This is a genomic window from uncultured Campylobacter sp. (assembly GCF_938045595.1).
In the GTDB taxonomy this organism is placed as follows: Bacteria; Campylobacterota; Campylobacteria; order Campylobacterales; family Campylobacteraceae; genus Campylobacter_B.
This window is the reverse complement of sequence record NZ_CALIBB010000189.1, coordinates 1-22,768: the sequence shown is the minus strand read 5'-3', so window position 1 is coordinate 22,768 and position 22,768 is coordinate 1. Positions and strand designations below refer to the sequence as shown.

The window sequence follows — 22,768 nt, the reverse complement described above, 5'->3', positions numbered from 1 at the left end:
CTTGAGGGCGAGGTCGAGGTGGTGGGCGGATTAGAAATTTAAAACTTTTTTAGAATTTTGAAATTCTTAAAATTTAAAAAGCGGATTTCGCTTAAAAAGTTCTCCTATAATCGCATAAATTTAAAATTTCAAATGCCGCGCAGTGTCCTAGCCGCGCACTAAATTTAAGTATCACGCGCTGATTGGCTTGCGTTTTGCCGCACGGCGCACTGTAACGGCGCTGCGAAAACAAGTAGCCAAAGGCACCAAGTGCGCTTTGAAATTTTAAAATTTCAAAACTAAAATTCCGCCCCATCGCGCAGCTTTGCGCGCCGTCCGCGCCGCCTCGCGATTAAGCCTCTTTTAAAATTTTATAACGCCTTTCGCCCTTAACCGCTCTTTTAAATACAAAAACAAATCAAGGTCGAGAAGCGCCGATTGCGCAATGCTCGCAATCAAGATCACTGATCGTGCGATACTTACGACCGATCGCTGCGCCTACCTCGCAAAGCCGCCTTTTTTCGGACCGCCCTTGCCGTGGCAGTCTTTGTATTTTTTGCCGCTGCCGCAAGGGCAAGGATCGTTTCGCTTAGGCTTTTTGTCGCCAAACTCATCGGGACCCTTTAGCTGCGCCTCATTCGTGCTTGCAGCGGCGAGCTCTTTGGCGTTTGAGCTCTCCATGCGCTCCTGCATCGCGCGCTGCTCGGCTTCGATCTCCTCCCTAGATTTAAACTGGATCGAATGCAGCAAGCGGATGCTATCGGATTTGAGGCGCATTACAAGCTCCATAAAAAGATTGTAGCTCTCCTTTTTATACTCCGTAAGCGGGTCTTTGTGGTTGTAGCCGCGAAGTCCGATGCCCGCTTTTAGGATATCCATCTGATACAGATGCTCCCGCCAGTCGCGATCGACGATCTGTAAATAAAGCATCTTTTCGATACTTTTGCGCTGCTGCGGATCGATCGGCGCCATCTTGTTTTCATACGAAACGGCAAGCGCGCCGATGATCTTTTCTTTCAGCTCTTTGAAATCATCGACCTTCTCAAGCTCGCTATTTTCGAGCACCTCGCCCGTTTCTTGAGCGATTTTGGCGACGATCGGGAATTTATCGACCTCTTTGATATTTGCGCCGTCGAAAATTTCAAGCTCCTCAAGCACGCTAGAGATGTACTCCTCGCGGTTTTGGATGATTTTATCTTTCAGATCGTAGTCGGGATCCAAAAGCTCGTTGCGATATTTATAGATCGTCTTGCGCTGCTCGTTTGCGACGTCGTCGTATTCTAGGATATTTTTACGCGCTTCAAAATGCAAGCTCTCGACCTTTTTCTGCGCGTTCTCTACTGCGCGCGAAACCATGCCTGATTCGATATGTTCGCCATCTTTTAGCCCCAAGCGATCCATGATATTTTTAATCTTGTCGCTTCCGAAAATTCTAAGCAGATTATCCTCCAAGCTTAAGAAAAACCTACTCTCGCCCGGATCGCCTTGACGTCCGCTTCGGCCGCGGAGTTGATTATCTATACGGCGGCTTTCGTGACGCTCGGTACCTAAAATATACAGCCCGCCCAAAGCGCGCACTTCGTCGTCTATGCGGATATCCACGCCGCGTCCCGCCATATTCGTAGCGATCGTAACTGCGCCCTTTACGCCTGCGTCTTTGATGATCTGCGCTTCACGCTCGTGATTTTTGGCGTTTAGCACGGAGTGCGCGATGTTTTCTTTAACCAAAAGTTCATGCAACTTCTCGCTCTTTTCGATCGACGCCGTACCCACTAGCACGGGCTGACCTTTAGAATTTAGCCGCTTGATCTCATTTATGACGGCATCAAATTTCTCGCGCTCGGTTTTGTAGATAAGATCGTTTTGATCCTTTCTAATGACCGGCACATTTGTAGGGATCGAGACCACTTCGAGCTTGTAAATTTGAGCAAATTCCGTTGCTTCCGTCTGCGCCGTACCCGTCATACCGGCAAGCTTCTCATAAAGTCGGAAGTAGTTTTGAAAGGTAATGTCGGCAAGAGTTTGGCTCTCCTCTTGGATCTGCACACCCTCTTTAGCTTCAAGAGCCTGGTGTAGGCCTTCGCTGAATCTGCGACCCTCGCTAAGACGCCCCGTAAATTCATCCACGATTATGACCTGCCCGTCGCGCACGACGTAGTGCACGTCCTTTTCAAATAGATAATTTGCCTTAAGTGCTTGATCAAGGTAGTGGCTAAGCACTGCATTTTCGAGACTATAGAGGTTATCGACGCCAAAAAGCTTCTCGGCTTTTGAAATTCCTACCTCCGTAATCAAAACGGCGCGGTTTTTCTCATCTACGGTAAAATCGCCCGTCGCCTTGCCTTTCGGATCGGCTGGCGCCTCGCCGCGGATCATTTGGCGAGCTACTTCGTTTGCCTTGATGTAGCCGTCTAGAGTGCGGTTCGTAGGACCAGAGATGATAAGTGGCGTCCTGGCTTCGTCGATTAAAATACTATCAACTTCATCGACGATTACGAAATGATGCCCACGCTGCACCTTTTCATCCGCGCTAAATTTCATATTATCGCGCAGGTAGTCAAAGCCGAACTCGTTGTTTGTGCCATAAGTGATGTCGCACGCGTACGCAGCCTTGCGCTTGGCGTCATCGTATTCGCCGCCTACGATCACGCCGGTGCTAAGCCCTAAAAATTCATATAGCTCGCCCATTTGCGCGGCATCGCGCTTAGCTAGGTAGTCGTTTACGGTTACGACATGCACGCCCTTGCCCTCCATCGCGTTTAACACCACCGCTAAAGTCGCTACGAGGGTCTTTCCTTCGCCCGTTTTCATCTCGGCAATCGCGCCGTCGTTTAGCACCAAACCACCTATTAGCTGAACGTCGAAGTGGCGCATATTTAGCACTCTTTTGCCCGCCTCTCGCACGATAGCAAATACTTCGTTAAGCACGTCATCCGTGCTCTTTTCGCCCGCGCGAACTTGCGCTCTTAACGCTTCAAATTCCGCCTTAAGCGCCGCATCGTCCATCGCCGCGTAGTTTTCTTCAAGCGCACTGATCTGCGCTGCGCGCTTGGCGTATTGTTTGACGATCCTATCGTTTTTAGTACCGAAAATCCCGTGGATGACCTTTTTAAACATCTCAAACCTTAGTTTTAAAATTTTAACCGTGCATATTAACATATTTTTAGTTTCTATTTAATTAAATCCTAGAAAAACGGCTATAATACGCGCAAATTTTCAAAAATAAAGGCAAAATTTATGAAAAAAACTCTTATTTCTTTAGCGGCGAGCTGCATTTTTGCATTCGCAAGCGGGATAGAATTCAACACTCTGAGCGCAAATTTTTCGCAAACCGTGCAGAGCGACGATGCGAAAATCAGCTACGGCGGCGATTTTAGCGCCACGAAAGAGCACGCCGTGTGGCATTACAAGACCCCTACGATAAAAAATATATTTTTTAGCTTCACAAAGGTCGTCGTAATCGAGCCCGAACTAGAGCAAGCTATCATCACGAATATCAAAGAAACGCCAAATTTAACCGCGATCCTAGCGAACGCAAAGCCAAATAAAAACGGCGTTTATGAGGCGAGCTTCGACGACGTGAAATATCTCATCGAGCTAAAGGATGATCTGCCGAGCAAGATCAGCTACACCGATAAAATGGACAATAAGGTCGTCATAAATCTAAGCAATGTCCGCAAAAACGCGCCGGTGAATGAGGCGATCTTTAAGCCCTCGATCCCGAAAAACTACGACATCATCACGCAGTAGGCGCGCGTGAGGCTACTTTTCGTATGTCACGGCAACATCTGCCGCTCGCCGATGGCGCAGTCCGTGATGCAAAATTTTATTAATCAAAGCGGCCTAAGTGCGCGCGTGAGCGTAGATTCTGCGGCGACACAGGCCGACGAGATCGGCTCGCCGCCCTACTACGAAACGCAGCGCGTGCTAAAAGAGCAAAAGGTGCCGCTCGTAGCGCATCGCGCCGTGCAGGTCACGCCCGCAGACTACGAGCGCTACGATCTCATACTTTGCATGGACGATGAAAATATGCGCTCGCTGGGGCGAATTTTTCGCGGCAAGGATATGGCTAAGGTAAAATTTCTTTTGGAATTTGAAGAGGGGAATTTTGCAGACTGCACCGCGCTAAATTTTAAAGGCGCACCAAAACAAACCGCCTTAAATTTAAAAGGCGCCGATTCAAATTTAACCGGCTCCGAACGCCTACAAATCGCCGATCCATACTACACGCGCGATTTTGAGCGCTGCTACGCAGATATCAAACGCGGCTGCGAGGGACTCTTGCGATACATTAAAAATTCAGACGGAATTTGCTAAAATCCGCGATTAAATTTTAGCGTCTTTGAAAAGGCGCGGCTTAAAGTGATGATTCAAGGAAAAATATGTTTAGGCTTTTGATCGTTCCATATCTGATAATTGAGGCATTTACGACCTATTATTTCGTAAGCGCAAACAGCTTTGCGGCGTATGCGGTGGAAATCGTCATAAGCGCGATTTTAGGCGGATACGTCGTAGCAAACCGCTCGTGGATGGGCTTTTTTAATCTAATGAAAATCTCGCCGAAAGAAATTTTAAGCGGCGTGGGCTTCGTCGTAGGCGGCGTTTTTCTCATTGCACCTGGCATTTTCGGCGATATTTTGGGCGTTTGCATAATCACTGCGTCGTTTTACTGCGTCACCAGCGACGTGCCTAAATTTAACGCTAGCAGCGAAAATTCCGAAAAAAGCGAACGAAAATTCTGGCGACGCAGCCGCGCAAACGACGACGTAATCGACGTAGAGGTGATCGAAGAGAACGAAATCGAGATCCGAAAAAGCATAGGAGAGGAAAAATGAAAAATTTGATCATCGCTACTCGCGGCAGCGTGCTTGCGCTGTGGCAGAGCGAGCACATCGCATCGCTACTTAACGCCCGCGGCATCCAAGCGCAGCTAAAAAGCATGAAAACCAAAGGCGATAAAATTTTAGACACGCCGCTTGCAAAGATCGGCGGTAAGGGACTTTTTACGAAGGAACTTGAGGAGAGCATGCTTCGCGGCGAAGCTCACATCGCCGTACATAGCCTAAAAGACGTGCCCGTGGAATTTCCGCAGGGGCTCGTGCTAGCAGCGATCTGCGCGCGCGAGGATGTGCGCGATGCGATGATTAGCGAAAAATACTCTAAATTCGGCGAGCTACCGCACGGCGCAAAAGTCGGCACCACTAGCCTTCGCCGTAAGATGCAGCTGCTTAGCATGCGCCCTGATTTAGAGATAATCTCCTTGCGCGGCAACGTCCAAACTCGCTTGAGAAAGCTCAAAGAGGGGGAATTCGACGCGATCATCTTGGCGATGGCGGGCATCAACCGCTTAAATTTACGCGCCGAAGTAAGGCACGTGGCGCCCTTTGAAATCTCGCAGATGATCCCTGCGATGGGGCAAGGAGCGCTCGGCATCGAGGCGGTGGACGAGCCGCAAATCCTGCGCGCAATAGAATTTCTAAAAGACGAACGCGCGATTATCGAAACGACCGTGGAGCGGGATTTCGTCAGAGTTTTAGAGGGTGGCTGCCAGGTGCCGATCGGCATCAACGCGCGCCTTGAGGGCGAAAATATCCATATCAGCGCGATAGTGGGCCTACCCGACGGCAGCGAAAGCATCCGCCAAAGCATCGTCGCGCAAAAATCGCAGTACCGAAGCGTAGGCGCGGAGCTCGCGCGCGTTTTTATCGAAAAGGGCGCAAAGCAGCTCCTCGCGCGCGCCGAAGAGATGGCGAGCCTATAAAAACGAAATTTACGGAGTTTTAAAATTTGCAAAATTTTAAAATTTCCAGAATTTATGGACTTTTTAAATTTATAAAATTTCCAAAGGTTAAATTTTGAGCTTATTTAGATTTTTTAAAACGGCGGGATTTTCAAAAATTTTTGCCTCGCTCATATTTTGTGCAAGCTGCGCGTTAAACCTAAACGCGAGCTCTAACGAAGAGCTCGTCCGCTCGCTGTTTAGCGACGCAAACTTCGATAAAAATCTTTATTTCAAAGGCGAGATGAGAAGCTATTTAAAGCGCAAATTCTACGCGGCAGATAATTATAGCGAAATCACGGTTGCTTCGCTTGGACGCAGCAGCGAATTTAGCGAGATTTTTCACGTATTTTTGGGCTCTAAAGAGAAGCACTTCGATCTTTACGTCTATACTAAGGAGGACGGAATCTACGCCGTGCGAGTTTTGGCGCAAACCGCTATTATTGAGGCTATCGTAAGCGAATATGAAAAATTTAGCGAGGCGCAAAAACGGGAGTTTGAGCAAAGAACCGATGCAGATATCGTAAATTTAAAGCTAATATTAGCGCCCGATAAAGAGCTTATGGAGTTCGGTAAGCAAAACCTAGCGGCATTTGAAAAAATTTACGAGCTTTACGCTAGCGGCGAGCCCGAGCGCGCAAAGGCGGAGATCAAAAGCCTGCATCTCTCTCACGCCGAGACGGAGGGCAAAAGATTTATACTACTTATCGGCGGGATCACCGATAATTCCGTGGGCTTTTTACGGGTGCAAGACGAGGCGGATCTGCCGCAAATGAGCCCTAGCGAGTTTATAATGATAGAAAAAATTGCGCCGAATTGGTATCTTTTTAAAACCACATAAAAAGCCGCGCCGCAAGCGGGTTTAAGGCTTCGCGGCGATCTAAATTTAAAAGCGTTATCCGCAGCTTAACCGCACCGCCGATCAAAAATCGCGCGAATTTTAAATTTAAAAAGACGATCTGTAAATTCCGCACGCCGTAAATTTTTAAAGAATTTTAAAATTTTTTGAAGTCTAAATTTAAACAAAGCGTCGCCAAAACGCCCCGCGTCGCGCTAAATTTAGAATCAAAAGGCGAGATGGCGCAGCCTTAAACGCCACCTGGCCCAGGCTTAAACTGCGCAAAGTCCACTCCAGTCGCGTCCAAAACCGCCCGCGAATAAAAATAGAGGCTGTAAAATAGCTCATCGTCGTAAAAGTACTCCTCCCAGCGCTCCTCGTCATTCTCATCGCTCTGCGGCCACAGATATTTTTCCGCAAGCATATCCGAAAAGCTCGCCAGCGGCGCTGCGTGCGAGATCTTATCGGCGTCATCGCAAATCTCAAGCATAAACGCAAAAAATCCGCCGAGCCGAGCCGCGATAAAGCCTGCCGCTTCGTTTTCGCAGTTTTCGTCGTTTCTGCTCGCCGCAGCGTTTTGCCAGCTTTTATCCGCATTTCTATCCGCCGCGTTCTGATTATTTCCGCCGATTTCGTCCGCCGCAGCGTTTTGATTATTTTTATTCGCGTTTTTGCCCGCAGCCGCCCGCGTCCGCATAAAAGATGCGCGCCAAAAAGAGCAGCGCAAAAGGGGTTGCGTGCCAAAGCGTACTTTGATGTTCTATCTCGTTAAAAATCTTACTAAGCGCGTCCTGAAGGTCCTTGGCATCAAATTTCTCCCGCTCGCTCGCATCCGAGTTCTTATCCGCCGCGCTCGTTTTAAATTTACTCGCCTGGCTCGCTTTAAATTTTATCGCCGCGCTATCCGCACTCTTAAATTCCGCCTCGCCGCACTTCGCCGCGTCTGTTTTAAGCTCCGTCTCTCCGCCCGCTTTAAATTTCGCAGCCTCGTTATCCGCCTTTTTAAATTTAGACTCGCTCTTTTGCGCTAAATTTATGGAATTTTGCGCCGCGCTGCATCTTGCCGCATCCATATAATTTTGCCAGCAACCGGGCTTGCTTTTTAAATTTTGCCCTGCGCTGGACTCGGTTGTTAAATTTAACACTCTGTCTAAATTTTGCTCACCGCCTAAGCCGCGCGCCGCATCACAAGCCTCGATTGCCCGCGCGAGTTTCTCAAAAATTTCAGCAAACTCGCTCGCCCTGCCGTAAGCGGTCGTGAGCCTGCTCCACGGCACGTCCTGCACTTTTAAATTTGCGATATATTTCAAATTTTGCTCATTCATCCACGCTCCTTGCGAATATTTTTAAATTTAAGCTCCGCGAGCCGCTAAAATCTGCGCTCTCGGTTCAAATTTAGCCTCTTTCGCACGCAAATTTAAACCGAGCTCAGGCGCAAATTCTACCTCGTAAGCTCCCTACTCTGCTCGATTAGATCCTCAATCTGTTCGCGCGGCACCGCATCAAGGCAGACGCTGATCCAGTGCTTTTTATTCATATGATAGGCAGGAAAGATTCCTTTTTCATCGCGCAAAATCGCCGCCAAATCGGGCGAAACTTTTAAATTTATCACATCGCTTGAGCCAGGAAGTGCGCGACCGAGCTTTTCGTTTGCAAGCCCGCGCATCAGAAGCGCAAACCACTTGCGCTTCCCTCCTGTGTGACGAAAAACCGCAAAATTGGGATATTCATCCCACATATACTCTGCATCCGCGCCGTAGCGCTGCTTCATTAGTTTTAGCACGCTGCTGAAGTTCATTCTCGTTCCTTAATATCGATCTTTTCTTTGCGCAATCGCGCCAGCCACTCATCTAGCGTCTTTTCAAAGCCGATCCCCTTGCTTTCGTAAAATTTCGCCGCCTCGCTCATATAGGCCTGCTCGACCCAGCCACCGAAGTCGTGCGGGTATTTGTAGTCTGCGATCTGCTTGTCCGAATTGATGAGATAGCGCGGCGTAGGCAGTGGCGCAGCGGAGCGGACGAACTTCAAAGCGGCGTTGATGCCCAAATACGCGGCGTTTGATTTGGGGCTGTGTGCCAGATAGATCGCGCATTGTCCTAAGATAATGCGAGCTTCGGGGTAGCCGATCTTGCTGACGGCGCTTAGCGTGCTAACCGCGATATTTAGGGCATTTGGATTGGCGTTGCCGATATCCTCGCTAGCTAGGATCACCATCCTGCGCGCGATAAAATCCGCGCTCTCGCCCGCATCTATCAGCCTCGCGACATAATACAGCGCGGCGTCGGTGTCACTGCCGCGCAGGCTCTTTATCATCGCGCTAGCAAGCTCGTAATGCAGATCATCGCTACTAACGCCTGCAGCGACGGCATTTGCGCGCAGCGTGCGAAGCGTATCCAGCGTAATGGCGCTGTCTGCCAAAAGCGCAAATTCCAGCAGATTTAGCATACTCCTCGCATCGCCGCTGCTGGAGTTTAGCAGGTATTTTCGCGCCTCCTCGTCCATCTCAAAGCCGATCTCGCCCTGCACCCGCGCCAAAAGCGCCTCCAAATCCTCGTAGCTAAGCGGCTCGAACTCAAAGATCATCGAGCGCGAGCGGATGCCGCTGCTTAGCACGAACTGCGGATTTTCCGTCGTCGCGCCGATGATGATCGCGGCGTAGTTCTCCATCGGGATTAGCAGCACCTCCTGCTGCGTCTTGCTGAGGCGGTGGATCTCGTCGATGAAAATGAGCGGCTTGATGAGTGAGCCGGCGTGCGAGGATAGAATTTTGCGGATATCCTCAACCTTCAGGCTCGTGGCGTCAAGCTCGTAAAAATCGTAGTTCAGCTCGCTTGCGATCACGCGCGCCATCGTCGTTTTGCCGCTGCCTGCGGCGCCGAAAAATATACTGTGCGGGATGCTGCCTGCGGCGACGAATTTTTTAAAAACCGCCACGATCTTGCCCTGCCCCACGATCTGCTCTAAGCTTTTGGGGCGAAATTTCAAGCTCAAACTCATTTTGCAACCTTAAAAATTTTGCCCCGATGATAGCGTTTTTATGATTAAATTTTGAAATTTGGATAAATTTAAAAGGCGGTTTGGGTTTTACATACGGCGAGGGTTTGAAATTTATGCACAGTGAGAGCTTGGAATTTTAGCCGCACGAGCAAGCTTAAAAATTTCAGTAGGATTTTAAAATTTTGTGCCGCGCGTACGGACGGCAATATAAAATTTTGCTTCAAGAACGGATCGCGCAGATTTGGCGAACTAGGCAGCTTTAAATTTATGCCCTGCGCTGCGCGGTCACGCCGTCATATATAGCGCATCCAAAAATTATTGTCTGTGAGCGAGGCGAAATTTTAAAATTTAACCCTATTTTGAGGCTAAATTTTATCTCGCGGCGGGCAATGAGCTGATAAATCAACAAATGGGTAAAATGCAAAATTGCGATGCTTGCGTAAAATCATCGCGCAACCATCGCAACTATCGCTTCGCTCGCACAGAGAAACTATCGTATTAATTCTCGCGCCTACGTAACGCGAAAATGTAAAATATAGTCACGCAATCGTCGCAATAACCCGCGCAATCGCGCAAAACTCATCGCGCCAATTTCGGCGCCAGCGTAAAATTTAATCTCGCAAAGCTGCGCACCTGCGTAAAATTTAATCTCGCGAAGCTGCACGTCTGCGTAAAATGCGTAAAAATTGCTGCGCTAACGCCGCGCCCGCGCAAAACCGCTGTCTATTTGAAAAGCTCGGTAGAAAGATACCTCTCGCCGGTATCGCAGAGGATCGTAACGATCACTTTGCCCTTGTTCTCGGGCTTGGCGGCGATCTGAGCGGCAGCATAAACGTTCGCACCGCTTGAGATGCCCACGAGCAGGCCCTCTTTTTGTGCCAGCTGTCTAGCTGCGGCGAACGCATCGTCGTTCTCAACGCTCAAAAAGCCGTCGATGACGCTTCTATCAAGATTATCAGGGATAAAATTTGCGCCGATGCCCTGAATTTTATGGCCGCCCGCACTGCCGCACGTAAGAAGTGGCGAGCTAGCAGGCTCCACGCCGTAGGCTTTGAGGTTTGGATTTTTAGATTTTAAAAATTTCGCCGTGCCACTGAGCGTGCCACCGGTACCAAATCCCGCGACTAAAATATCTACCTTGCCGCCGCTTTGCTCCCAAATTTCAGGTCCAGTGCTTTGAAAATGCGCCTTTGGATTGCTCGGGTTATCAAACTGGCTCGGGATGAAGCTATTTGGAGTGCTCGCCGCTAGCTCATTTGCCCTATCTACCGCGCCTTTCATTCCGAATTTCGGATCGGTCAGCTCGATTTTAGCGCCAAATGCAGCGATGAGCTTTTGGCGCTCGATACTCATCGAGCTTGGCATCGTTAGAATGAGCTTCATACCGAGCTTCGCTGCGATCATCGCAAGTCCCACGCCCGTATTTCCGCTGGTAGGCTCTATCAAAACGCTATTTTTGTCGATCTTGCCCGAGCTTAGCGCGTCTTTTACGATCTGCCACGCGATGCGATCCTTGACCGAGTGGCTCGGATTTAAAAATTCCGCCTTGGCTAGGATGAGGGCATTTTTGCCAAACGTATTGATTCTGACTAACGGAGTATTGCCGATGAGCTCCGTAACATCGTTTGCTATTTTCATATTTTTCCTTTAAATGCTGAAATTTAAATACTGGACGCTTCGCGCCATCATTTCCTCGTAGCTGCTTAGAGGCTCGTTAAATATCTCTGCCAGCTTGACGTCAAATTTCTCAAAAAACGCCCACAGTCCGGGATCACTCATCTGAATGCTAGTCATCCGCAGATCCTTTTCAAGCGCGGTAAAAATTTCACCGAAAGAAATCTCGCTAGCATCTCTGGCTAGGTGATAGCCGCCGTTTTTACCTTTGATGCTACACACTAGCTTCTCGTTTCTAAGGGTATTTAGAATTTGCTCCAAATAATTCTTAGAAACTCCCGTACGCTCGGCGATCTCTTTTATACTTATCGGCGCTACTTCGCTAGCTTTGGCGATCTGCAAAATCGCAGCCAGCCCATAAACGCCCTTTGTGCTTAAAAGTGCCATTATTTCAGTGCCTCACTAAGATCGGAAATTAAATCGTTCGCATCCTCTATACCCACGCTTAGGCGGATTAGGCTCGCAGGCACGCCAGCGCGGTTTAGCTGCTCCTCGTTTAGCTGCGAATGCGTCGTGCTCGCAGGATGAGTGATGATCGACTTCGTATCGCCGATATTTGCTACGACGGAGAAAATTTTAACCTTACTAACCGCCTTTAGCGCTGTTTCTTCGCTATCTACGATGAAGCTCATCAGACTGCTTGCATAGCCGTTTTTAAATTTTGCTTTGATTGCGGCATTAAACGGCGAGCTTGCAAGCCCCGGATAATTGACCTGCTTTACCTTCGGATGATTTTGCAAAAATTCTGCTATCTTTAGCGCGTTTTGCGAGTGTTTTTGCATGCGAAGCGGCAGTGTTTCAAGCCCCTGGATAAGCTGAAACGCGTTAAACGGCGATAGCGTCGCACCAATATCGCGAAGCAGGGACAAGCGAATCCTAAGCGTATAAATGTCGAAATTATCTACTAAATCTGCATAAACTAAGCCGTGGTAGCTCTCATCAGGTTCGTTGAAATGTGCGTAACGCGGATTGCCTTTGAGTTTGGAATTTAACCCCTTGCCCGAAACGACCGCACCCGCGATGCTAAGACCTTGCCCGCTTATGTATTTGCTAGCGCTGTGGATTACGACATCGGCGCCGTCATCAAGCGGATTGTAAAGCGCAGGGCTTGGGATCGTGTTATCAGCAATCGTTACTACGCCGTGCTTATTTGCGATTGTAGCGATTTTAGCGGTATTTGCAACTGAAATTTGAGGATTTGAAAGCGTCTCGAAAAAAATCGCTCTAGTTTTATCATCGATTAAACCTTCCAAATTATCTGCCGTTTCGGAGTCAAAAACCCTAGCTTCGATGCCGAAACGCTTGATCGTATGCGCCAAAAGCGTAGTTGCGCCGCCGTAAATTTTCTCCGCGATGATGATATTTTCGCCCGCTGCGGCTAAATTTGCCACCGCAAAAAATATCGCCGCCTGCCCACTAGAGACCGCGATTGCGGCTTTGCCGTTTTCCAGCGCCGCAAGTCGCGCCTCAAAAACATCAGTAGTAGGATTTGTCAAACGCCCATAAATCGGTCCTAGATCACGCAGCGCGAAGCGATCGGCGGCCTTTTTGCTAGAACCGAAGTTAAACGCGGTGCTTTGATAAATGGGAACTGCCATCGTGCCGTAGCCTACGACGGAGTCGTAACCAAAATGAGTTGCGAGGGTTTCTTTTTGCATTTTTGTCCTTTGTAAAAAATTTGGCGAATAATAGCTAAATTTTAAAATAAAGTCAAGTATTTTTATATGGTTTTAAAATACCTATAATACGGGATTTATAGAAAAAATATTATTAAAATATAGTTTCACAATATGCGTAATTTTGCCAAAATTTCGAATTTTGCTATAATGCGCGCTTTAATTAAGGAAAGATCATGCAAATCAGAGAAAAAGATGAGCGCGTTAAATATATCCGCGCATTAGAACGCTTCGTAAAATCCGCCGTAGCGCTGCTAAAGCGCGAGGATTTCGACGCAGAGCTTTTTGCGAAGCGAATAGCTAAAAACTATGAAATTTTATCTAAAGCGGCCGCTACGAATCTCGATAGCCCCTACACCAAGGCGCTTGAAAGCTTTGCCAAAAACGTCCTTGATGCTAGCGAGGCAGGACAGACCAGCGATGCTGCGTTTAGATCAGCGCTACAGCATGAAGCAAACGCTTTGCAAAAGCTCAAAAATAATAAGAGTTACAAAAAAGACAAGCACAAAATCGATTTTTTAAAGGATTATTAGATGAAAACCGTGATTTTTGATATGGATGGCACGCTGCTTGACTCTTCGCGCGCGATCGAAATCAGCGTCAATAACACTCGCCGCGAGCTCTACGGACTAGCGCCACTGCAAAAGAATTTCATCGTCCACACCATCAACGATCCTAGCAAAAACGCCTTTTTGGAATTTTACGGCAAAACCGAAGCAAGCACCGAAGAGCTTGCTTTTTTCGAGAAGGAATTCGTAAGCAATTACCGCGATTTTGCCGTGCTTTACGAGGGTATCGAAGATCTTTTGCACTCGTGCAAAAAAGCAGGATTTTTTCTTGCAGTCGCCTCCAATGCGCCTTCCTATACCCTAAGCGCGATCTTAGAAAAGACGGGGGTGCGCAGGCTATTTGATCTGGTCGTAGGCGCGAACGAGCAGATGCCATCAAAACCCAACCCTGCGATGCTGCTACACGTAATTGCATGCTCGCCGCACAAAAACGCGATTTTTTTGGGCGATAGCAAAAAGGATGAGCTAGCCGCACTCCGTGGCGCGGAATTTTTACAAAATTTAGAATTTCAAGGCGGCAATGACGGCGAGAGCTTAAATGCCAGCCGTGACACTAGTAGAAAGAATTTCAGCGCTAGCGAGGGCTTAAACTCTTGCGGCGAGAATCTTAATGCGGATGAAAAATTTCGCCCTAACGACACAGGTGCTGACGGGGCGGCAACACTAAGCTTTAAAGGCGCTAAAATTCCCGCAAAAGCAGAAGCGACGGAAAGCGCACAAGCTGCAGCAGCGCGATGTTTTCAGGCAAACTTGGCAGATCTAAGAGGCGCAAAACTTGAGTATTTGCAGGTATGCTGGGGGTTTGGCGAGCCTAGCGAACTAAGTCGCAATGCCCTAAGCATCACGCAAGCGCGCGAAATCATCGGCGGAATTTAAGCAGCCTAGCTTTTTAGGCATAGCTAAATTAAAAGCAGTATTGCAGCATGGCAAAATCACGCTTAGGCTCTTAAAACGGAGCAAATTCCATCCTCGCGCACAACGTAAGCGAAATTAAAATTTAAAAATGATCCTTGCGCGAAAAATTCCACTAGCACGAGAAACTAGGATTTCATCTGCGCGAGTGAATTTAAAATTTTAAAAGTAGCTTTTGTGGTGCGGTATTTTATCTGCGTGAAAAATGAAATTCTATCTGTAAAAGGTGGCGGAATTTTAAAAATTTAAAGACGCCCTCTCGCGGATTAATTTAAAATTTGCCTCGAAAACCAGACTTAAAATTTAATGCCAAACGCGATTTTGGAATTTTGCTGCGTCCATGAAATTTCAAATTCTCGCAAAGTGGCGGAATTTTAAAATTTTAAAACGCCTGATCTGTGTTATGCTCACGATTAGATTTTGTGAGAATAGAATTTATCCGCCGTGCAGAAATCAAAATTTTACCGCACAAGCAAAGCGAAAACTCTCTCCGCCTGCGCGAAATCCAAGAATTTTAGCGCTCAAACAAAGCGGAATTCTATCCGCTCAAGCGAAACCTAAAATTTCACTCGCGCCACAAAATTTTAAAATTTCCGAAAAAATCAAGCCGCTTATCTGTAAATTTAAAATTCCGCCTTCTGCAAAGCTTCGCGTTTAATCCGCCACGCGACCAAGATTAAATTTTTAAATTCCGCTCGCTCTGTTTATCTCGCAAACAAGTAAAATTTTAAAATTTATGAGATTCAAAGCCCAAAATCCCGCGCTTAAGCTTAAAATTTACCGCACGCAAGCGCAAAATCTGTGCAATCGCTCCTGTTTAAAAGCCCCTATAGTTTGCCGCGCCCTAACCTAAATTAAATTTTACATTTGCTATAATCGCGAAATTTTAAGGAAGGTAAATGGATATTTTTGAAGGCAGCCCAAGAGAGAAATTTTTTGAAATTTTATCCGCTGCAAGCCCTACTTTAGTGCAAAACGAAATCGAAGAGGCTCTAATCCGCCTCATCGCCTGTGAGCGGCTCTGCGAAGAGCGCGGCATTAGCGAGCGCGAGATCGAAAGCTTCATCGCACAGCAGGATTTACAAGACGAGCTAAACGACAAATTTTTGCAAATGAGCGGGAATATCCTAAGCAATAACGAATAATGCAAGATCAAATCGATTTAATTATGAAAAGTTTCATCGCAGACTGCGGATATGAGCCCGCTAGCGAGATGTTTGATAGGCTAAGCCCCGGCAAAAAACTACGCTCCAAGCTGCTGTTAAACATCGCGCAAAAAGATGAAAAATCGCTGCGTCTATGCGCGATCATCGAGCTCATTCAAGCCGCGAGCCTGCTGCACGACGACGTCATCGACGAAAGCTCGGTGCGCCGTGGCAAACCCTCGATCAACGCCACCTACGGCTCCAAAAACGCCGTGATGCTGGGCGACATACTCTATTCCAAAGCGTATTTTGAGCTTAGCAAATTTGAAAGCTGCATCGCCGCTGCGCTTTCGCTCGCCGTCACGAAGCTCGCAGTGGGCGAGCTGATGGACGTGAGCTTAAGCGACGATTTCAACGACGATGCGAGCAAATATCTGCAGATGATCTATCTAAAAACCTCCGCCTTAATCGAAGAGGTCGCGCGCTGCGGGGCTTTTTTGAAATTCGGCGGCGCGGAAAATCGCGGCGAAATTTCAGATATGAGCCGCACAGAAAACGAGGTCGAAATTCCAAGCGCCGCGAAAGATCATGATAAAATTTCAAGCGCGAGCGCAAAATTCGGCGAATACGGCAAAAATTTAGGGCTTGCCTTTCAGATCATCGACGACATCTTAGACGTAACGCAAAGCTCAGAAGCGCTCGGTAAACCGAGCCTGAGCGATTTTGTAGAGGGCAAAACCACCCTGCCCTACATCTATTTGTATGAAAATTTAGATGATTCGGAACGTCAAAAGCTAAAATCGTTTTTTAAAAAGCAGCTTTGCCAGAGCGAAATTTCATGGATCAAGACAAAGTTTAGCGAGCACGGCATCATCGAGCGCTGTATAAACGAAGCTCGCGCCTACGGGCAAAAGGCGCTTGAAGCCGTGGCGGAATTTAAAAACAACAAGCTGGAGCAAATCGTGCGAGATATGATAGATAGGGAGTTTTGATGGCGTATATGAGCGTGAGCTTCACCCACAAAAACACGGACATCACGGTGCGCGAGAAGCTGTCGTTTTCAAACGATGTGCGCAAGAAAGAAATTTTGCGCCTTTTGGCTTCAAACTCCGCGATAGAGGAGTGTTTGGTGCTTAGCACCTGCAACCGCGTAGAAATTTTTACCGTCGTAAGCGACTTTAGCGAAGCGCAAAAGTTCGTGCTTTTGGCGCTTTCGCGCATTAGCGGCGTGAGCTTTGAAGAGCTGCAAAACCTAGCCGACATATATGAGGATCGCGGCGCGATACACCACCTTTTCGCCGTCGCAGCATCCCTTGATAGCCTCGTAGTGGGCGAAACGCAGATCGTAGGCCAGCTCAAAGACGCCTATAAATTCGCGATGCAAAACGCTCGCGCCGGCGCGCAGATCGCAAGAGCGATAGATGAAGCGCTAAAGTGCGCGGCGCGCATCCGCAACCAAACCGAAATTTCAAAAAATCCGATCTCGGTCTCAAGCGTCGCCGTGGCGATGGCAAAGGACAGACTGGGCTCCTTGCAGGGCGCGGACGCCGTGGTAGTGGGCGCGGGAGAGATGAGCGAGCTAGCGTGCAAACACCTGCTCGCAAACGGCGCGAATATCACGATCTTAAATCGAAATTTAGCCGGCGCGCAGAGGCTAGCCGCCTCGCTACTTGGCGAGAATTCCTTGGATGCGAAAAATTGCGCGGATGAAAATCCCGGTGCAGAAAATAATTCAGACGACTTGAATTCCGGAAATGTCGCGAATTTCGCGGGCGAAAATCCCGCGCAAAAACAAAATTCCAAAGACGGCGTAAATTTTAATAAAGAGACTTTTGCAGACAGCAATGAATCTCGCATAGCAGGCGAAAATCCCAAGGACGATAAAAATTCTGCCCCCTTCGCGAATTCTCCCGCGCAGGCACAATCCCGCATCAAAATCGATAGTCTTGATAATCTCAAAAAATATCTGAACGTAAATAGCCTATTTTTCAGCGCTACTGGCTCGCAGGAGCCAATCATTACCGATAGCTTGCTTGAGCCCAAAAGCTTTAAGCGATATTTTTTCGATATAGCCGTGCCGCGCGACGTGGAGCTTAGCCAGAGCGAGGACGTCGAAGTTTATAGCGTCGATGATCTGGAGGAGATCGTAAAGAAAAATTTGCTGCTTCGCGAGGAGCAGGCGCAGATCGCTTACTCGATCGTGGCAAAATGCACGAACGAATTTTTCAAATGGCTCAAGGCGGCGGCATCCACGCCGATCATCAAGGCTTTGCGCCAAAGCGCGAAACAAGTAGCCGAGCTAGAGCTAGCCAAGGCGCTTAAAAAGGGCTATCTAAAGCACAGCGATGCGGAGGAGGCGCGCAAGCTGATCCATCAGGTTTTTAAAGCGTTTCTGCACGCTCCGACGGTAAATTTAAAAAACCTTGGCGACGCGGATGATGAGGGCGGCACGGTAAATGCGCTAGTAGAAATTTTTGAACTGCAAGAAAACTACGAAAAATTTTTAAATCAAGAAAACGAGAAAAAGGACAAACAAAATGAAATTTAGCAAGCTTTTCGCTCCGAGCCTAAAAGAGGCCCCTAGAGACGCGGTACTACCTAGCCACGCGCTTTTGATCCGCGCGGGATTTATCGAGCAGCTGGGCAGCGGGCTTTATAATTTTTTGCCGCTAGGAAAGATAGTGCTGGAGCGGATCTGCGCCGTCATCAGGCAGGAGATGGACGCTGCGGGCGCGCAGGAGGTCTCTTTTAGCGTCGTGACGTCCGCGGATGCGTGGAAAAAAAGCGGTCGCTACGCCAAATACGGCAAGGAGCTGTTGCGCTTCAAAGACCGCAAGGATAACGACTTCGTACTAAGCCCAACTAACGAGGAGGCGGCGGTTTTGATGATCGCGGATAAGATCACGAGCTACAAGCAGCTGCCGCTAAATATCTATCAGATCAATACGAAATTCCGCGACGAGGCGCGCCCTCGCTTCGGGCTTCTGCGCGGACGCGAGTTTACGATGAAGGACGCCTATAGCTTCCACGCGGACGCTGCGGATATGAAGCGCGAGTTTGAAGTGATGAGGCAGGCGTACTCGCAGATCTTTACGCGACTTGGGTTAAATTTTCGTGCGGTCGATGCGGACAGCGGCGCGATCGGCGGCAGCGGCAGCAAGGAGTTTATGGTGCTAGCGGATAACGGCGAGGACGATATCGTCGTGTGCAAGCGCTGCGAGTATGCCGCAAACATCGAGGCTGCGCGCCGTGCGCCCAAAACCACGAACGCCGCCGCGCCCGAAACCGACGGTATGATGAAATTTAAAACCCCCGCGATGAAAACGATTGACGCGGTGGCGGAATTTTTCAAAGTGGATAAATTCTACACTATCAAAGCGGTGATCAAAAAAGCGCTATACGAGGATCGCAGCGAGATCGTAGCGTTTTTTATCCGCGGCTGCGACGAGCTGCAAGAGACCAAGGCGCAAAACGCCTGCGGTGCGCTAGAGCTAATCGATGCCAGCGAGGAGGAGATCGCGCAAGCGGGCTTTACGGCGGGCTTTTGCGGACCTTTCGGGCTCGGCGAAGGGGCGAAATTTTACATTGATGCCGAGCTAAAAGGAGCGCGCGAGATGATCGCGGGCGCGAACGAGCCGGATTACCACTACGTGGGCGCTAGCGTGATAAATTTTAACGAATCGCGCTTTGCGGATCTTACCGCCGTAAGCGAAGGCGATGCGTGTCCGTGCTGTGGCGGCGAGCTTGGCATCACGAAAGGCATCGAAGTGGGCCACATCTTTCAGCTCGGCACGCGCTATTCAGAGCCGATGGGAGCGCGATTTTTGGACGCAAACGGAAAGGCTCGTGCGTTTTACATGGGCTGCTACGGCATCGGTGCAAGCCGTCTCATCGCCGTGGCGATCGAAAGCAGCCACGATGAGCGAGGCTGCATCTGGCCGCGCGAGCTGGCGCCTTTCGAGCTTGAGATCATCATCTCAAACCATAAAGACGCAGCTGCGGTAGAATTTGCTGAGAAACTATACGAGCAGTGTCGCAAGCGCGGTATCCGCGTGCTACTAGACGATCGCGCGGAGCGTTTCGGCGTGAAGATGAACGACTTCGAGCTGATGGGCTTTCCGTATGCGGTGCTCGTGGGCAAAGCCCTAGCAGAGGGAAGCGTCGAGTTCATCACCCGCGCAGGTCTAAAGCGGCAGAGCGTAAGCGCGGATGAAATTTTAAAATTTATAAAGAAAAAATTAGCCGAGGAAAATTAAGAAGCGTGTAAAAAATTAGCCTTAAATTTTGTAACAAAAAATAGAATTAGCTCTTTAAAATTTACCGCTATAGCCGTGCTATGCCATAACCGTGCAGAGCTAGCGCACTCTTTATAGCAAGAAACGAGCAGCAAAGGCACTATTTTTAGCAACGTAGGTAAGCGGGCTATCGCTTAGATACGACATACTAGGTGGCAATCGGGCGACCGATTATCAAGCTGCGTCGCTTCATTTCGAAGGCTTCTAACGACTTGCCGTCATCGCCGATTAAAATTTTTATTTAACCAAAAAGGAGTATTTGTTCCTAAATAAAATTTTTCGCGGCGACACTTCCTTGTCGCAACTGCCGCGCTCGCTGCGAACGCTGCTTTTCCGATTTTGGGCTGTGCCTCGCCCGCCGAGTTCTATAATCAAAATCTAGCTTTAAAGGAGAAAATATGATTAAAAATATCATCCTCGTTCACGGCGCATTCGCCGATGGTTCATGCTATGCCGAAGTAATCCGTCGCTTGCAAGCCGCGGGCTTAAATGCGCTCGCCGTACAAAATCCGCTCACGTCGCTTGCTGCCGACACTCAAAGCATTAGCCGCAAGCTAGATAGGTTGCGAGGTAGAGCCCTATTAGTAGGGCATTCTTGGGGAGGCGTTCCAATTACGCATGTGGGCAGACATCTAAACGTCGCCGCGCTGCTGTATCTATCTGCCATCGTCCCAGATAGCAGAGAATCCGCAGCGGACGCGCTCGCTCGCCAAAATGCGCCGATGGAAGGACTAAGCCCCGATGCTAACGGCGAAATCGTCCTGAGTGCTGAAGCTTTCGCTCACGTGATGGCAAATGACCTACCCGCAGAGCAAAGTCGCGTGCTTGCCGCCGTACAAACGCCGATGAATGCTGCTGCATTTGCAGATAAAATCGGCGCGGCGGCGTGGTGCTACAAACCGTCTTATTATCTGCTCACCGAAAATGACAACGCCCTACCGTTTGCCGTGCAGCAGCACTTCGCCGAGCAGATCGGCGCAAAAACGCGAAAAATCCACAGCGGACATTTGTCTATGATCTCTAATCCTAACTCCGTTGCTGCGTGGATTGCGGAGATTGTGGCATCAATTTAAAAAAGCAATTCGAAATCTAATCGCGTTGTAAAATATAAAATATAACCTGCCTATTATATGGTTCGTTATTCGTATTTAGGCAATCTTTGACATATGATACGACAGCGCACCGCCGCTCCATTTTAAATATGTGATTTTATAGGAATCGGATATGGTATTGTAATAAAACCTGGCTGCAAAAGCATAATCGTATTTTAAAACCATTTGCCCGTCTTTAAGGGCGATCTGCCGTGCAAGGTCGGTATCACCCCCGATCCTTTGGTACCAAATTTTTACCTCTTTGTCGTATATCGCGACCTTGTATCCGTCTATCTCGGTGCTAGAAACATCTAAATAAAAACGCCTCTGTTTAAGCGCGCCATCCACCAAATTTAACTTATAATAACTAGTCCCTCTGCTCTTATCCGTTTGCACATATATGACGCGTCCCTCTATGGTCTGCAAATCCTCGGGGCTAGACGGCAGCACGGCCGTGTAGGACGCATACGGCGCCGCGCCAAGGATAAAAAACAGTAGCACGCAGCTTAAAAGTGCATCCATCTGATTAAAGCTAGCAATCTTTTTTTCATCGTATTTTGTATCAAAAAACATCAAACCTCTTTTGTTTAAAATTTTATCTCGGCACTTCATCCTGGCGCGCCGTAGCGGCAGAAAAGCGGAGATACGTCGCTCCAAACTTTCGCGATCTTTAAATCCGCACTTCTGTAGCCAATACGGCTCGGTTTTTCCGTCGCTGTGCGTGATACAAGACGCCGCTTCTGCCGAAATTTAGCTTGGATTTTCATTCATTTTCATTCAACGAAGAGTAAATTTAAAAGCTAAATTTAAAAAGCGCGCGAAAGAAATATTTCTCTTTTTAAATTCCGTTAAAATTTTATCCAAAATGCGGCAAGCTCGTAGCCGCGGGGTCCGCCCAAGCCGCTCAAGCTTTCAAATGCAAGCGTAACGCTGCTGCTTAAGTCTAGCTTCAAACCCTCATCCGTTGCGCGCTCGCGATACTCGATCCGCTCACGATTTAAAGCGCCTTTCACTGCCGCAAGATCGATGGGGGCAGGACAGCCCGATAATATCCAAGGCTCGATTTCGATTTGCCGCGCGCTTCCGCCGCCGAAATTTAGAGGCTCACTTCTGAAATGATCCGAAAAAATCATAAAAATTTCGTCCCGAAAAAAGTGAAACTCAAAGGCGCCGTATCTTAAAATTTCAGCCCCCGCGCTCTTAAAGCTCGCATCCGCAGGGCCAAACATCACGACGATCTGCGCGCAGCTCAAGCCGCTTTTTACGTCAGCAAACTCGCCCGAGCGAAAGAATTTAAGCATATCGATTTTTAGCATCTCTTCCCCTGTAAACACACATCGTGCCTCTTAAAGCCACTAGCAGCACTGAACGGCACGCTAATAGTTACACGAGCCAGCCATCGCGCTCATCCATGCTTAGACACTCGCTGACATGGCACTAAGAGCAACGGCAAGCCAGACGCGTACATCACATAAAAGTGCGCCGCGTAAAATTTTATCTCGCGCCGAGCTAAAATACAGCGCATTTGCAAAATTAAAAACGATCGCAAAATGCCACGTCGTTTCGCAAGTTTTATTTCGCACAGACTTAAAAGCTGCGACAGCCGTATGAAATTTTATATAGTGACTGCATAAATCGCGCGCGGCAAGACTTGAAATTTCACGCCGCAACGCCGCAAATTTCACACCTCCTGCACATCACGCAGTGTCAGTCAGCCGAGCAAAGCTCGAATCTCGCGATTTACGAAAATCTCGCGCATCGCAAGCCACACTCGAACAAGTACTTCTTGGCATTATTTTAAAATTTCACAAGC

24 protein-coding genes are annotated in these 22,768 nt (G+C 48.5%); 13 read left to right on the top strand and 11 right to left on the bottom strand.

Going from position 1 to position 22,768, the window contains the following annotated elements:
* Positions 1–91 precede the first annotated feature (91 nt).
* Both Q0340_RS07575 and secA read right to left on the bottom strand, forming a co-directional pair.
* A complete protein-coding gene (locus Q0340_RS07575; protein ID WP_298082812.1) occupies positions 92–295 on the bottom strand; it encodes a hypothetical protein in 204 nt (67 codons plus the stop codon).
* Between the two features lie 182 nt (positions 296–477).
* Positions 478–3,096 carry a preprotein translocase subunit SecA gene (secA, locus tag Q0340_RS07570; RefSeq protein WP_298082811.1) on the bottom strand — a complete coding sequence of 873 codons (2,619 nt, stop codon included), beginning with the start codon at positions 3,094–3,096 and terminating at the stop codon, positions 478–480.
* A 120-nt stretch (positions 3,097–3,216) separates the two neighbouring features.
* On the opposite strand from secA, the gene lolA reads away from it, so the two are divergent.
* The 5 genes from lolA (at position 3,217) to Q0340_RS07545 (ending at position 6,599) form a co-directional block, all read left to right on the top strand.
* A complete protein-coding gene (lolA, locus tag Q0340_RS07565; protein ID WP_298082810.1) occupies positions 3,217–3,729 on the top strand; it encodes a LolA-like outer membrane lipoprotein chaperone in 513 nt (170 codons plus the stop codon).
* 6 nt (positions 3,730–3,735) lie between these two features.
* On the top strand, positions 3,736–4,296 hold the full coding sequence (locus tag Q0340_RS07560) for a low molecular weight protein-tyrosine-phosphatase (protein WP_298082809.1): 561 nt from the start codon (positions 3,736–3,738) through the stop codon (positions 4,294–4,296).
* Between the two features lie 65 nt (positions 4,297–4,361).
* Positions 4,362–4,814, top strand: a complete 453-nt coding sequence (locus tag Q0340_RS07555) for an FxsA family protein (RefSeq protein ID WP_298082808.1) — start codon at positions 4,362–4,364, stop codon at positions 4,812–4,814.
* Positions 4,811–5,740, top strand: coding sequence for a hydroxymethylbilane synthase (gene hemC, locus Q0340_RS07550; protein ID WP_298082807.1), 930 nt, complete (start codon positions 4,811–4,813; stop codon positions 5,738–5,740). The genes Q0340_RS07555 and hemC overlap by 4 nt, the downstream gene beginning before the upstream one ends.
* 94 nt (positions 5,741–5,834) lie before the next feature.
* Complete coding sequence (locus Q0340_RS07545; protein WP_298082806.1) at positions 5,835–6,599, top strand: hypothetical protein; 765 nt, start codon at positions 5,835–5,837, stop codon at positions 6,597–6,599.
* A gap of 247 nt (positions 6,600–6,846) precedes the next feature.
* On the opposite strand, the gene Q0340_RS07540 is transcribed toward Q0340_RS07545, so the two are convergent.
* The 7 genes from Q0340_RS07540 to Q0340_RS07510 form a co-directional block, all read right to left on the bottom strand.
* Entirely contained in the window at positions 6,847–7,293 is a 447-nt protein-coding gene (locus Q0340_RS07540) for a hypothetical protein (RefSeq protein ID WP_298082805.1), read from the bottom strand.
* Entirely contained in the window at positions 7,256–7,921 is a 666-nt protein-coding gene (locus tag Q0340_RS07535) for a hypothetical protein (protein WP_298082804.1), read from the bottom strand. The genes Q0340_RS07540 and Q0340_RS07535 overlap by 38 nt, the downstream gene beginning before the upstream one ends.
* Before the next feature lie 116 nt (positions 7,922–8,037).
* Positions 8,038–8,394, bottom strand: a complete 357-nt coding sequence (locus Q0340_RS07530) for an MmcQ/YjbR family DNA-binding protein (protein WP_298082803.1) — start codon at positions 8,392–8,394, stop codon at positions 8,038–8,040.
* Positions 8,391–9,593: a replication-associated recombination protein A gene (locus tag Q0340_RS07525; RefSeq protein WP_298082802.1), complete on the bottom strand. Its 1,203-nt coding sequence runs from the start codon at positions 9,591–9,593 to the stop codon at positions 8,391–8,393. Before Q0340_RS07525 ends, Q0340_RS07530 begins: the two co-directional genes overlap by 4 nt.
* 723 nt (positions 9,594–10,316) lie before the next feature.
* A complete protein-coding gene (gene cysK / locus Q0340_RS07520; RefSeq protein WP_295151870.1) occupies positions 10,317–11,231 on the bottom strand; it encodes a cysteine synthase A in 915 nt (304 codons plus the stop codon).
* A 9-nt stretch (positions 11,232–11,240) separates the two neighbouring features.
* Entirely contained in the window at positions 11,241–11,654 is a 414-nt protein-coding gene (locus tag Q0340_RS07515; RefSeq protein ID WP_298082801.1) for an Rrf2 family transcriptional regulator, read from the bottom strand.
* Positions 11,654–12,925, bottom strand: coding sequence for an aminotransferase class I/II-fold pyridoxal phosphate-dependent enzyme (locus Q0340_RS07510; RefSeq protein WP_298082800.1), 1,272 nt, complete (start codon positions 12,923–12,925; stop codon positions 11,654–11,656). Before Q0340_RS07510 ends, Q0340_RS07515 begins: the two co-directional genes overlap by 1 nt.
* Before the next feature lie 191 nt (positions 12,926–13,116).
* Between Q0340_RS07510 and Q0340_RS07505 the strand changes: the two genes are divergently transcribed.
* The 8 genes from Q0340_RS07505 (at position 13,117) to Q0340_RS07470 (ending at position 20,937) form a co-directional block, all read left to right on the top strand.
* The gene (locus Q0340_RS07505) at positions 13,117–13,476 is read left to right on the top strand and encodes a hypothetical protein (RefSeq protein WP_298082813.1); all 360 of its coding nucleotides are present in this window, start codon (positions 13,117–13,119) and stop codon (positions 13,474–13,476) included.
* On the top strand, positions 13,477–14,388 hold the full coding sequence (locus tag Q0340_RS07500) for an HAD family hydrolase (RefSeq protein WP_298082799.1): 912 nt from the start codon (positions 13,477–13,479) through the stop codon (positions 14,386–14,388).
* 376 nt (positions 14,389–14,764) lie between these two features.
* Positions 14,765–15,082 (top strand): hypothetical protein, encoded by a 318-nt coding sequence (locus Q0340_RS07495; RefSeq protein WP_298082798.1) that lies wholly within the window; start codon positions 14,765–14,767, stop codon positions 15,080–15,082.
* A gap of 241 nt (positions 15,083–15,323) precedes the next feature.
* Positions 15,324–15,569 (top strand): DUF2018 family protein, encoded by a 246-nt coding sequence (locus Q0340_RS07490; RefSeq protein ID WP_297995841.1) that lies wholly within the window; start codon positions 15,324–15,326, stop codon positions 15,567–15,569.
* Positions 15,569–16,561: a polyprenyl synthetase family protein gene (locus Q0340_RS07485; RefSeq protein WP_298082797.1), complete on the top strand. Its 993-nt coding sequence runs from the start codon at positions 15,569–15,571 to the stop codon at positions 16,559–16,561. The genes Q0340_RS07490 and Q0340_RS07485 overlap by 1 nt, the downstream gene beginning before the upstream one ends.
* The gene (gene hemA, locus Q0340_RS07480; protein WP_298082796.1) at positions 16,561–18,117 is read left to right on the top strand and encodes a glutamyl-tRNA reductase; all 1,557 of its coding nucleotides are present in this window, start codon (positions 16,561–16,563) and stop codon (positions 18,115–18,117) included. The genes Q0340_RS07485 and hemA overlap by 1 nt, the downstream gene beginning before the upstream one ends.
* Positions 18,107–19,825 carry a proline--tRNA ligase gene (locus Q0340_RS07475; RefSeq protein WP_298082795.1) on the top strand — a complete coding sequence of 573 codons (1,719 nt, stop codon included), beginning with the start codon at positions 18,107–18,109 and terminating at the stop codon, positions 19,823–19,825. Before hemA ends, Q0340_RS07475 begins: the two co-directional genes overlap by 11 nt.
* Before the next feature lie 437 nt (positions 19,826–20,262).
* Complete coding sequence (locus Q0340_RS07470; protein WP_298082794.1) at positions 20,263–20,937, top strand: alpha/beta hydrolase; 675 nt, start codon at positions 20,263–20,265, stop codon at positions 20,935–20,937.
* 75 nt (positions 20,938–21,012) lie between these two features.
* Here the strand turns inward: Q0340_RS07470 and Q0340_RS07465 are convergent, their stop codons facing one another.
* Both Q0340_RS07465 and Q0340_RS07460 read right to left on the bottom strand, forming a co-directional pair.
* Positions 21,013–21,567: a hypothetical protein gene (locus Q0340_RS07465; protein ID WP_298082793.1), complete on the bottom strand. Its 555-nt coding sequence runs from the start codon at positions 21,565–21,567 to the stop codon at positions 21,013–21,015.
* A 236-nt stretch (positions 21,568–21,803) separates the two neighbouring features.
* Positions 21,804–22,289, bottom strand: coding sequence for a hypothetical protein (locus Q0340_RS07460; RefSeq protein ID WP_298082792.1), 486 nt, complete (start codon positions 22,287–22,289; stop codon positions 21,804–21,806).
* Between the last annotated feature and the right edge of the window lie 479 nt (positions 22,290–22,768).

Bases quoted from the DNA above. Each gene is read 5' to 3' on its own strand.
- Q0340_RS07530 (WP_298082803.1), bottom strand. From the start codon at position 8,394: ATGAACTTCAGCAGCGTGCTAAAACTAATGAAGCAGCGCTACGGCGCG.
- Q0340_RS07500 (WP_298082799.1), top strand. From the start codon at position 13,477: ATGAAAACCGTGATTTTTGATATGGATGGCACGCTGCTTGACTCTTCG.
- Q0340_RS07510 (WP_298082800.1), bottom strand. From the start codon at position 12,925: ATGCAAAAAGAAACCCTCGCAACTCATTTTGGTTACGACTCCGTCGTA.
- Q0340_RS07535 (WP_298082804.1), bottom strand. From the start codon at position 7,921: ATGAATGAGCAAAATTTGAAATATATCGCAAATTTAAAAGTGCAGGAC.
- secA (WP_298082811.1), bottom strand. From the start codon at position 3,096: ATGTTTAAAAAGGTCATCCACGGGATTTTCGGTACTAAAAACGATAGG.
- Q0340_RS07475 (WP_298082795.1), top strand. From the start codon at position 18,107: ATGAAATTTAGCAAGCTTTTCGCTCCGAGCCTAAAAGAGGCCCCTAGA.
- Q0340_RS07540 (WP_298082805.1), bottom strand. From the start codon at position 7,293: ATGCGGACGCGGGCGGCTGCGGGCAAAAACGCGAATAAAAATAATCAA.
- hemA (WP_298082796.1), top strand. From the start codon at position 16,561: ATGGCGTATATGAGCGTGAGCTTCACCCACAAAAACACGGACATCACG.
- Q0340_RS07495 (WP_298082798.1), top strand. From the start codon at position 14,765: ATGAAATTTCAAATTCTCGCAAAGTGGCGGAATTTTAAAATTTTAAAA.
- Q0340_RS07555 (WP_298082808.1), top strand. From the start codon at position 4,362: ATGTTTAGGCTTTTGATCGTTCCATATCTGATAATTGAGGCATTTACG.
- Q0340_RS07575 (WP_298082812.1), bottom strand. From the start codon at position 295: ATGGGGCGGAATTTTAGTTTTGAAATTTTAAAATTTCAAAGCGCACTT.
- Q0340_RS07515 (WP_298082801.1), bottom strand. From the start codon at position 11,654: ATGGCACTTTTAAGCACAAAGGGCGTTTATGGGCTGGCTGCGATTTTG.
- Q0340_RS07485 (WP_298082797.1), top strand. From the start codon at position 15,569: ATGCAAGATCAAATCGATTTAATTATGAAAAGTTTCATCGCAGACTGC.
- Q0340_RS07465 (WP_298082793.1), bottom strand. From the start codon at position 21,567: ATGAAGTGCCGAGATAAAATTTTAAACAAAAGAGGTTTGATGTTTTTT.
- Q0340_RS07525 (WP_298082802.1), bottom strand. From the start codon at position 9,593: ATGAGTTTGAGCTTGAAATTTCGCCCCAAAAGCTTAGAGCAGATCGTG.
- hemC (WP_298082807.1), top strand. From the start codon at position 4,811: ATGAAAAATTTGATCATCGCTACTCGCGGCAGCGTGCTTGCGCTGTGG.
- lolA (WP_298082810.1), top strand. From the start codon at position 3,217: ATGAAAAAAACTCTTATTTCTTTAGCGGCGAGCTGCATTTTTGCATTC.
- cysK (WP_295151870.1), bottom strand. From the start codon at position 11,231: ATGAAAATAGCAAACGATGTTACGGAGCTCATCGGCAATACTCCGTTA.
- Q0340_RS07470 (WP_298082794.1), top strand. From the start codon at position 20,263: ATGATTAAAAATATCATCCTCGTTCACGGCGCATTCGCCGATGGTTCA.
- Q0340_RS07490 (WP_297995841.1), top strand. From the start codon at position 15,324: ATGGATATTTTTGAAGGCAGCCCAAGAGAGAAATTTTTTGAAATTTTA.